Source organism: Sphingobium sp. (assembly GCF_035511395.1).
In the GTDB taxonomy this organism is placed as follows: Bacteria; Pseudomonadota; Alphaproteobacteria; order Sphingomonadales; family Sphingomonadaceae; genus Sphingobium.
Map to the genome: position 1 here is coordinate 1 of NZ_DATKFP010000189.1, position 9,381 is coordinate 9,381.

The 9,381-nt window shown below is 63.9% G+C and carries 9 protein-coding genes and 2 pseudogenes; 5 read left to right on the forward strand and 6 right to left on the reverse strand.

Annotation, left to right across the window (positions count from 1 at the left end):
• The 3 genes and pseudogenes from VMR39_RS12840 to VMR39_RS12850 form a co-directional block, all read right to left on the reverse strand.
• Positions 1-140 (reverse strand): annotated as a pseudogene (locus VMR39_RS12840) (dihydroxy-acid dehydratase); the annotation flags it as partial.
• Positions 136-495 (reverse strand): annotated as a pseudogene (gene wrbA, locus VMR39_RS12845) (NAD(P)H:quinone oxidoreductase); the annotation flags it as partial. The pseudogenes wrbA and VMR39_RS12840, both read right to left, overlap by 5 nt.
• A gap of 110 nt (positions 496-605) precedes the next feature.
• Complete coding sequence (locus VMR39_RS12850) at positions 606-1,325, reverse strand: pirin family protein (protein WP_325416390.1); 720 nt, start codon at positions 1,323-1,325, stop codon at positions 606-608.
• Positions 1,326-1,463: 138 nt separating this feature from the next.
• Here VMR39_RS12850 and VMR39_RS12855 point away from each other — a divergent pair, with 138 nt between their 5' ends.
• The 3 genes from VMR39_RS12855 to VMR39_RS12865 all read left to right on the forward strand — a co-directional run bounded on the left by VMR39_RS12855 (position 1,464) and on the right by VMR39_RS12865 (position 4,103).
• Positions 1,464-2,357, forward strand: a complete 894-nt coding sequence (locus tag VMR39_RS12855; RefSeq protein WP_325416391.1) for a LysR family transcriptional regulator — start codon at positions 1,464-1,466, stop codon at positions 2,355-2,357.
• Positions 2,358-2,648: 291 nt separating this feature from the next.
• Positions 2,649-3,356, forward strand: coding sequence for a response regulator transcription factor CtrA (ctrA, locus tag VMR39_RS12860; RefSeq protein ID WP_325416399.1), 708 nt, complete (start codon positions 2,649-2,651; stop codon positions 3,354-3,356).
• A gap of 135 nt (positions 3,357-3,491) precedes the next feature.
• A complete protein-coding gene (locus VMR39_RS12865) occupies positions 3,492-4,103 on the forward strand; it encodes a methyl-accepting chemotaxis protein (RefSeq protein ID WP_414712509.1) in 612 nt (203 codons plus the stop codon).
• An 86-nt stretch (positions 4,104-4,189) separates the two neighbouring features.
• Here the strand turns inward: VMR39_RS12865 and VMR39_RS12870 are convergent, their stop codons facing one another.
• Positions 4,190-4,864, reverse strand: a complete 675-nt coding sequence (locus tag VMR39_RS12870; protein WP_325416393.1) for a hypothetical protein — start codon at positions 4,862-4,864, stop codon at positions 4,190-4,192.
• Positions 4,865-4,963: 99 nt separating this feature from the next.
• Positions 4,964-6,232, reverse strand: a complete 1,269-nt coding sequence (locus tag VMR39_RS12875) for a S8 family serine peptidase (RefSeq protein ID WP_325416394.1) — start codon at positions 6,230-6,232, stop codon at positions 4,964-4,966.
• An 88-nt stretch (positions 6,233-6,320) separates the two neighbouring features.
• On the opposite strand from VMR39_RS12875, the gene VMR39_RS12880 reads away from it, so the two are divergent.
• Positions 6,321-6,809: an RNA polymerase sigma factor gene (locus tag VMR39_RS12880; RefSeq protein WP_325416395.1), complete on the forward strand. Its 489-nt coding sequence runs from the start codon at positions 6,321-6,323 to the stop codon at positions 6,807-6,809.
• Positions 6,806-7,495: an anti-sigma factor gene (locus tag VMR39_RS12885; protein WP_325416397.1), complete on the forward strand. Its 690-nt coding sequence runs from the start codon at positions 6,806-6,808 to the stop codon at positions 7,493-7,495. Before VMR39_RS12880 ends, VMR39_RS12885 begins: the two co-directional genes overlap by 4 nt.
• A 68-nt stretch (positions 7,496-7,563) precedes the next feature.
• On the opposite strand, the gene VMR39_RS12890 is transcribed toward VMR39_RS12885, so the two are convergent.
• A partial coding sequence (locus tag VMR39_RS12890) for a TonB-dependent receptor domain-containing protein (protein WP_325416398.1) occupies positions 7,564-9,381 on the reverse strand: 1,818 nt, incomplete at its 5' end.

A 9,381-nucleotide genomic window follows, 5' to 3' on the forward strand; every position in this document is an offset into this window, starting at 1 on the left:
GCGCAGTGCGCGTTCACCATGTACTCCACGCTGTCGGCGATGATCTCGCGGGACGGCAGGGAATAGAGCATGCCGTCATGGCCCATGGCGATGCCGTCATCCACCGCGATGGTGTTGAATTCCTTGGCGACGCCCCCCGCCATGCTGCGATGCGGTCGAGGTGAAGGCGCCGCCGACCTTGCCGTTGAGCGCACCGCGTGCCCACAGGCCGCCGGCCTGGTCGAGGAATGCCGCCATCTGGCTCGACATGCGGCCAAAGCGCGTGCCGGTGCCGATGATGATTGCGTCATAGTCCGCCAGTTCGGAGACGGTCGCGACCGGCGCGTCCTGATCCAGCTTGAAATGGGCGTTCTTCGCGACTTCGAGAGGCGCGGTTTCGGGCACGCGCTTGATGTCGACCTGCGCGCCGGCTGCTGCCGCGCCTTCGGCCATGGCCTTCGCCATGGTTTCGATATGACCGTAGGACGAATAATAGAGAACCAGAACCTTAGCCATTGCGAAGTCTCCTTACCTGAAAGCTGAAAAATGGGGAGTGGCCGCCTGCAAGAGGGGGATGCAGGCGGCCCGGCCCGTCCGAGGGGAGGGGAATGGACAGGCCAATACGGTCAGATACTGTCCACCAGGACGATTTCGGCGTCTTCCTGGGCGGTGATGGTGATGGGCGCGCCGCCGATGATCGCCGCGCCGTCGCGGGCCTCGAAAGGCTGTTCGTCAATCTCGATCCGGCCCGTCGCCGGGACCAGGTAGAGATGGCGTCCTTCGCCGCTGTCATAGGTCACGCTCTCGCCTGCCTTGATCGTGCCGCCCAGCAGACGGGCGTCGGCGCGGATACGCAGCGCTTCCTTGTCCTCGTCATAACCGCTAGCGAGCACGACCAGCCTGCCGGACCGGTCGCCTTTGGGGAAGGGCTTGGCGCCCCAACTGGGCTGGCCGCCGCGAGCGCGGGGGATGACCCAGATCTGGAACAGGGTGGTGGTTTCGTCCTCCAGATTATATTCGGCGTGACGGATGCCCGTGCCGGCCGACATGACCTGAACGTCGCCCGCTTCGGTGCGTCCCTTGTTGCCCAAGCTGTCCTGATGGGTGATGGCGCCCGTACGGACATAGGTGATGATTTCCATGTCGCTGTGCGGGTGCGGCGGAAAGCCGGAGCGCGGACCGATCTCGTCGTCGTTCCAGACGCGGATCGCACCCCAGTGCATGCGTTCCTCGTCATAATAGTCGGCGAAGGAAAAATGGTGGCGTGCATTGAGCCAGCCATGGTCGGCATGGCCAAGCGACGCGAAGGGGCGGCGCTCGATGCGGCTCGCTGTGGTCGTGGTCATGAGTCTTACCTCTGGTTTTCGAACCTGAAGGTTCGATGGGCCTTTCGTTGCGGAGGTGGATGCTTCCGCTTGCTTTCCGACAATCTAGCCATCAGTGTCGTTTCTTAAACCGGCAGCTTTGAAACGGATTGTTTCCCGATGCGATTACCTGATTTCGAGGCCTGGGCGATGTTCGCGGCCGTGGTGGAGCATCGCAGCTTCACCGACGCGGCCAAGGAGCTGAGCGTGTCGAAGGCGACCGTCTCCAAGGCCGTGACGCGGCTGGAGGAGCATCTGGACACCAGCCTCTTCAACCGCACCAGCCGCCGCCTCGCGCTCACCGAAAGCGGCAAGCGGCTGGCCGACCATGCCCAGCGCATCCTGATCGAGGGGCAGGCCGCGGAAGAGGCCGCACGCGACGAAACGGCCGACCTATCCGGCGTGGTGCGGCTCGGCGCACCGATGACCTTCGGCCTGCTGCGCGTCGCGCCGCTGGTGGCACAATTCACCAAGGAACATCCGCTGGTCGATGTCGATCTGCATCTGTCCGATGCGAAGATCGATATCGTCGAAATGGGATTGGATGCGACCATCCGCATTGCCGACATGCCCGACAGCAGCCTGCGTGCGCGCCGGCTGGCGGATGTGACAATGCACGTCATTGCATCACCCGGCTATCTCGATGCACGCGGCCGGCCGCAGCATCCTTCCGACCTCGGCACCCATGACTGCCTTTGCTACTCCAATGTCACGACGCCCGACGTGTGGCGCTTCTCCGGGCCAGGACAGCAGAATGTCGTGGTGCAGGTGCGCAGCCGCATCACCGTGAACAGCGGGGAGGCGATGCTGCCCGCGCTTCGGCTAGGTGTCGGTATTGCGCGCCTGCCCGACTTCATCATCGGCGACGCGCTGGCGAAAGGGGAGGTGCAGGAGATCCTGACCGACTGGCGGCCGGCGCCCTTCGGTCTGCACCTGGTGACGCCGCCTTCCCGTCTGCGGCCAGCGCGGGTCGACGCGCTGCTCGACTTCCTGACCCGCCACCATGGCTGTTAACCGCGCCCGTCAATCTCGGTAAAAAAATTCTTTCGGCTGCTCCGATGCTTGGGCTATGGGGCGGCCTGCTGCCTCGTTTCGCGGCCGAATCCAGCTTGACTCGTCCTTGGTCGTTACGGTCTCAACCCTTTGTAAACAGATTCGTTTTCTGCGACTCGTGGATTTCTGCCGGTTAGCGAATAATTAACCTTTGTCCTTCAGAAGTTTTTTGGTTAATGAATTGGAGCGCAAGCCGTTCTGGTGGGTGAACGGGACTGCGACACACCGGAAGGTGACAACAAGGGGCTTCACATGCGCGTGCTGCTGATTGAGGACGAACCGACCACTGCTAAGGCGATCGAGCTTATGCTCACGACCGAAGGCTTCAACGTCTACACGACCGATCTGGGCGAGGAAGGCCTGGATCTTGGCAAGCTGTATGATTACGATATCATCTGCCTCGACCTGAACCTGCCCGACATGCACGGCTATGACGTGCTGAAGAAGCTGCGTGCAGCCAAGGTGCAGACGCCAGTTCTGATCCTGTCGGGCATCAGCGAAATGGACAGCAAAGTCCGGTCCTTCGGCTTCGGCGCCGACGACTATGTGACCAAGCCCTTCCATCGCGAAGAGCTGATCGCCCGCATCCACGCCGTGGTGCGCCGGTCGAAGGGGCATTCCCAGTCGGTCATCCGCACCGGCAAGCTGTCGGTCAACCTCGATGCCAAGACCGTGGAAGTAGACGGCAACCGCGTTCACCTGACCGGCAAGGAATATTCGATGCTGGAGCTGCTGTCGCTCCGCAAGGGCACGACGCTGACCAAGGAGATGTTCCTGAATCATCTCTATGGCGGCATGGACGAGCCGGAACTCAAGATTATCGACGTCTTCATCTGCAAGCTGCGCAAGAAGTTGGCGCTGGCCTGCGGTGGTGACAATTATATCGAGACGGTCTGGGGCCGCGGCTATGTGCTGCGCGATCCGGACGAAATTCTGGAGGAGCAGGCCAAGGTCGCCTGATCCGCGCAGGAGTTTCAGAGGGGGTGGAAAGGCCGGGGTTCGCAAGGACACCGGCCTTTTCTGTTTTCCCGACGAGAACAGAATCATCCTTAAAGCCCTGTTTACCGGTCGCGCCTATCCTGTTGGAGAAGGAGCATTATCTTGGGTCAAGCCGCACATAGTCTGGACGCCGCATGGGATGCGATCTGTCGATCGCAGGCGGTGATTGAGTTCGATCCGACGGGCGTGATCCTATGGGCTAACGACCTGTTCCTCGAAACCATGGGCTATCGGCTGGAGGAGATTGCCGGCCGTCATCACCGCATTTTCTGCGACGAGGCCTATGCACAGAGCCATGTCTACGCCGAATTCTGGCGCAAGCTGGGGGCGGGAGACTTCGATGCCGGCGAATATAAGCGTTTTGGAAAGGACGGTCAGGAAGTCTGGTTGCAGGCGACCTATAATCCTGTGTTCGACGCGGACGGGCGCGTGCATCGCATCTTGAAGATCGCGACCGACACAACGCCGTCCAACATCTTGCGGGCTGAACTCAAGAATATGGTTGATGGCCTTGTCGATATCGTCGACGGAATCGGGCTGATCGCGAACCAGACCAATTTGTTGGCGCTCAACGCCGCGATCGAGGCAGCGCGCGCGGGAGAAGCGGGCCGGGGTTTTGCCGTCGTCGCGGCGGAGGTCAAGAAACTGGCAGGCGACACGCGATCGGCGACCGATCGCGCCCGCGCGATGGTCCATAGCGCAATATGAAACAGGGACGGCGATCCTGGGGAAGGATCGCCGTCCCTGTCAGGCGGTCGGGCCGCGACGGCGGGGTGCGTCACGGCCCTGCGAGGTCAATTTCCCGCCTGATCCGGGGTAGGGGTGGTCGAACCGCTGGATGCGGAACCCTGACCACTTCCCGAAATCTGGCCGCTCGCGTTGATCGAGGCGGTATTGTCGAGAGCGCGCGACGCGGTCCCTGCGGCATTGTCCGTGGCGCTGCCTGCGCGGCCCGCAACGGCAGAAGCGCGGTCGCGGGCACTGGATACGGTCGTTGCCGCGCGATCCCGGGCGGCGCCAGTCGTCTCCGAGGCGCGTTCCCGTGCTGCGCTGGTAGTGCGGGTTGCCCGATCCCGGACATTGCCTGCCGCGCTCTGCGCGCCGCTCGCGGCATTGCGGGCATCGTTCACGCCCAGTGTGTCCACCCCCAAGCTACCGCTGGCCGATCCTTCCGCCGAACCCGATGCGCTGCGGGTCTTGCTCTTCCGGGTCGCAGACCCCTCGGCCGAGGCGCGGCCATGGCGCGATCCGCTGGCGCTCACACGGCCATTGTCGAGGTCGACGCTACGGTCGAGGCTGCCCGAACCGCCAAGCGTGCCGCCCAGAGATCCACCCATGCCGCCCGAGCTACCCAGCGCACCGCCGAGCAATCCGCCCAGGCCGCCTCCGCCGCCCAGCAACTGAGCCGAAGCAGGGGCCACGGTCAGCGCGGCGAAACAGGTGGCGGCAATCAGAAACTTCGCTTTCATCGCTCATCTCCTTGATGCTTGTCGATGTGATGCAAGGAGAACGGAATCCGCTGACGCTTTAATCCCGATGGTCGCCGAAATTCAGCAAGATACAGAAATTCAATCGATATTTCTGCACGATCCGCACAGGATCGGCGGTTTGCCCCTGGCTGCCTCGGTCTTCAGCGCCTCCAGACTGCCGCGTGCGAACAGGCGCCCGGCGACCAGCGGCGCGGCAAAGCTGGTACCCCGCACTGTGCTCCTGCCGCCGTCCATATTGGCCGCTTGCATATCCGCGCCGGGGGCCGCGAAATCGACATGAAGCGCGCGTCCGGCTTCGCGCAGCGGGTGCCCACGCCCGTCTACGCCGGTGACGGCAATGACGCGTGGATAGGAGGCGGGATAGGCGGGCGGGGCGGCCGGTCCGTCATTGCCGACCGCTGCCACGACCGTCACACCCTTGTCCCGCGCGAGCCGGATCGCGCCGTCGAGCAGCGGATTGGCTGGCCCGACCAGGCTGACCGTCACCACCCGTACGCCGCGGGCGGCCATCCAGCCCAGCGCGCGCACGATGGCGAAGGCGCCGCCGCCTGCCGGATCGCTGCCATAGACATCGGCGACCAGCAAAGGCGTACCGGGGGCCGCGCCCCTCACTACGCCGTCACCGCTGATCAGCGAGGCGACCGCGGTGCCATGGGCGCTCGCACGCGGCGCCCCTTCGGCAAAGCCGCGTTGTTCGACCGGTGCGGTCAGCGAGGGATGGCGCGCGACACCGCCATCGATCAGACCGGCGACACGTCCCTCCGCCCGTCCACCGGCCAGCGCCGTGGCGGACAGCGCCAGCACGGGGCCGCTCGGGAAATAGAGATTGTCCGCGCTCGCTTGCGCGCGGGGCGCGATCCTGCGTACTTCGCGCAGGGCCCTGGAAAGGCTGCGGTCCTTGGGCGGAGCCAATTGCGCGACGGTTAGGTCCAGCCCTTCCACAGCCTCGTTTGCCACCTCATAGCCGGCGGCCCGCAAGGCATCGATGGCGGCGGCATCCGCGCCCGTTAGCATGATGATGCCACGTCGCGCCGGTTCGCGCCGGTCGTCTAGCTCGATCAGGTCATCATGCTCGCGCAGCAGCCCCGACAGGCGTGCTACGCGTGCGGCCGCCAGCCGGTTCGCCAGTCGCGCCGTGGAAAGGCGATCCAGGCCGATCGCATCGACTGCCCCCTCGACCCGGCCGAGCAGGTCGGGCACGACCTGCCCGACGCCGTTCAGTCCGCCGCCGCCGGGCAGCAATTGCGCCTGCGCACCCGGTGCGATCAGGATAATCCCCGCGATCATCCAGGGGCGTGTCAGCTTCATGTCGGTCCCACCGGTCCTTTCGCCTGCAAAATCATCCATTGCGAAAAAATTTCCGTCTGTCTTCAACTGATGAGGATGAAACGGCCGACATGGGACGTTTCATCCCCGAACAGGAGACGGAGACTGGATGTCCTTCGAGAGTGATCTGCTGGCGGTTCTGCCCCGGCTGCGGCGTTTCGCCGTCAGCCTGTCGCGGGATCGGGCCGATGGCGACGATCTGTGCCAGGCTGCTGTAGAACGGGCGCTTAAGGCGCGGGACCAGTGGCAACCGGGCACCCGTTTTGACAGTTGGATGTATCGGATCATGCGCAATCTATGGATCGACGAAGCCCGCGCCCGCCAGCGCGCGGCGAAGACCTTCGCCCCCGAGGAGGCCGGGGAGAATGTGGGCCACGCCGGCGACCGCGACGTGGAGGCGCATATGACGCTGTCCGATGTCGACCGGGCGATGCAGGCCTTGCCGGACGAGCAGCGGGAGGCCATCGCCCTCGTGTTGGTGGAGGGACTGTCCTACAAGGAAGCAGCGGAAATATTGGGCATACCGATGGGAACCTTGACCTCGCGGCTGGTGCGCGGACGCGGCGCGCTCATTGCACTGATGGGAGAAGCGGCATGAGCCAGATCGACGAAGCCATGCTGATCGCGCTGGTCGACGGCGAACTGGATGAGGTTAATCGTCGCCGGGTCGAGCGCGCTGTGGCCGACGATCCGGCGCTCGCCAAGCGTCTGGAGATGCACCGCAACCTCCGCGCGCGGCTGACGGGCCATTATGCGCCGGTAACGGCGGAACCCGTCCCGCATCGGCTCCGCACACTGCTGGAGGGAAGCGAGACGGTGGTGCCTATCGCCAGTTCCGCGCCGCGTTGGCGCAACTGGGCGATGGGCGGCGCGATCGCGGCCAGCCTGATGCTGGGCCTCGGCATCGGTCGCATGTCGGGCGGCGACGCGGACCCGATTAGTATGCGCGACGGCGTCATGGTGGCGCAGGGGACGCTGGCGAGGGCGCTCGATACCCAATTGGCGTCAGCGCAGGATGGTGCGACGATCCGTATCGGCCTCAGCTTCCAGCGCAAGGGTGGCGGCTGGTGCCGCAGTTTCGACGGCTCGGTGGCAGGTGTCGCCTGCCGCCATGGCGAGGGCTGGCAGGTGCAGCAGGTGCTGCCGGGCGTCGGGCATGGGACGGAATATCGTCAGGCATCTTCGGCCGATGCACGGGTGATGGCCACGGTCGATGCGCTGATCGAAGGCGCCCCGGCCAATGCCTCCCGAGAAAAGGCGGCACAGGCCGGGGGCTGGCGGTAAACATCGAACCTCCGTTCGCTTCCGGACAAATCGGGGAGGCAAACGGAGGCTGATATTATCCAGGCTCCTCAGAACTCCAGATTGAACCGCCCATAATAGAAGCCGCCGCTGATCCCATAGGGGGCGTAGGCGTTGTAGAGGCTGCCCGCCGCCTGGTTCACCGGCTTAAGCTTGTTGGGATAGGTGTTCAGCAGGTTGTTTGCACCGACCGACAACTTGACGCCCTGGGCCAGTTTGTAGCCGATCTCCAGGTCCAGGATCGTCTTGGGCGTCAGTTTTTCGTCGACAAAGCCCAGCGTACAGCCCGCGCTGCCGGCGGTACAGGCGGCATAGTCGCTGGTATGATAGACCGCCGCGCTGGCCCGCTGATATAGCTTGCCGAAGCGAGTAGCGCGAAGGTTCAGGTTGAATGCGTCCTTTTCCCACAGGACGTTTGCGATGAACTTGTCGCGCGGCGTGCCTTCGGACAAGTCACCCTGCTTGGCGCGACCGATCAGGGCCAGGCCGGATGCGGCGATCACGTCGGGCACCGGATCGATATGGGTGAAGACGGTTTTGTTGAAGTTGGCCGACAGGCTGAACGTCGCGATGCCCATGTCGCCGAGTCCCGCGCGATAGGTGCTGACGATGTCCAAGCCGCGCGTCCGCGTATCGGCGGCGTTGGAGAAGATCAGGCCGCCGGCGACGCCTTGAATACCTGCCGCTGCCAGGGCGTTCATGACTACCGTGCCGCTCAGCGTCTCGGACAGCAGAATGCGATCCTTGATCTTGATCTGATAGGCGTCCACCGTGATGTTGAGGTTCGACGCAGGGGTCAGGACGATGCCAGCCGAAAAGTTGGTCGACTTTTCGGGCTTCAGCGATACCGCGCCCAGCGCCCGCGCCGCGACGCCATCCACTGGCAATGCCTGCACCGGCAGTAGCTGGTTCACGCCATTGACCGGCACGTTGATGGTCGAGGATGAGGCATAATGCTGCTGTTGCAGTGTCGGCGCACGGAAGCCGGTGCTGGCGGTCCCGCGGATGGCGAAGCCCCGCATCGGTTCGATGCGAACAGATGCCTTGCCGGTATCGGTCGTGCCGAAGTCCGAATAATCCTCATGCCGCCCGGCGAGGCCGAACTCCACGCCCTGGACGACCTCGCCCTCCAGGTTGACATAGGCACTCCAATTGTCGCGGCTCCACTTGCCCGACCCTTCGGGCAGGAAGCCGGTGACGCCTTGCGACCCGACGCCGGTGCGGGTCACGCCGGCCAGCCAACTGCCGACCGGGGACCGATAGCCGCCGTCGATATAGGATTCCGGGTCGCCGGCACCGATCAGGAACCAGTTCTTCTTATATTCCGCGCCCACCGCCAGTGCGAGCGGTTCGCTCAGGCCGACGTCGAACTCCTTGCTGAAATCGAGATTGCTGGTCCATTCGTCGAAGCGGATTTTGCCGAGATAGAAGTGAGTCGGGCTGGCCGTACCCATGGACGGGTTGAGCGAAGTGGTCTGGGAGTATTTGACCTCGTCCTGCGCATAGGTGGTGGACAGATCGAACTTGACGCCGCCGCCAATTTCGCCGCGCAGGCCGCCCGCGACCTGAAAATCCTCGTCATAGACGTGGATGCGCGGAATATAGCCCTCGGGATAGATTTCATAGATATTGTTGAGCGCGGCCGGGTTGCGGTAGGTCAGCCAGCCGGCGGCGTGGCGTTTGGAATAGGTGCCGAAGCTGTAGAGTTCCAGCCCGCCATTGCCGACCGGCATCATGGCGTCATAGCCGATATTGCCGCCGATTACCTGCGGCTGGCCATATTTAGCGCGGATGCGGTTAGGATCGGCGTTGCGAGGGTCGCCGGTCGGATAAAAGGGGGCGACGGTTTTGCTATTGCCAGAATGCTT

Bases quoted from the DNA above. Each gene is read 5' to 3' on its own strand.
- VMR39_RS12850 (WP_325416390.1), bottom strand. From the start codon at position 1,325: ATGACCACGACCACAGCGAGCCGCATCGAGCGCCGCCCCTTCGCGTCG.
- VMR39_RS12855 (WP_325416391.1), top strand. From the start codon at position 1,464: ATGCGATTACCTGATTTCGAGGCCTGGGCGATGTTCGCGGCCGTGGTG.
- ctrA (WP_325416399.1), top strand. From the start codon at position 2,649: ATGCGCGTGCTGCTGATTGAGGACGAACCGACCACTGCTAAGGCGATC.
- VMR39_RS12870 (WP_325416393.1), bottom strand. From the start codon at position 4,864: ATGAAAGCGAAGTTTCTGATTGCCGCCACCTGTTTCGCCGCGCTGACC.
- VMR39_RS12875 (WP_325416394.1), bottom strand. From the start codon at position 6,232: ATGGATGATTTTGCAGGCGAAAGGACCGGTGGGACCGACATGAAGCTG.
- VMR39_RS12880 (WP_325416395.1), top strand. From the start codon at position 6,321: ATGTCCTTCGAGAGTGATCTGCTGGCGGTTCTGCCCCGGCTGCGGCGT.
- VMR39_RS12885 (WP_325416397.1), top strand. From the start codon at position 6,806: ATGAGCCAGATCGACGAAGCCATGCTGATCGCGCTGGTCGACGGCGAA.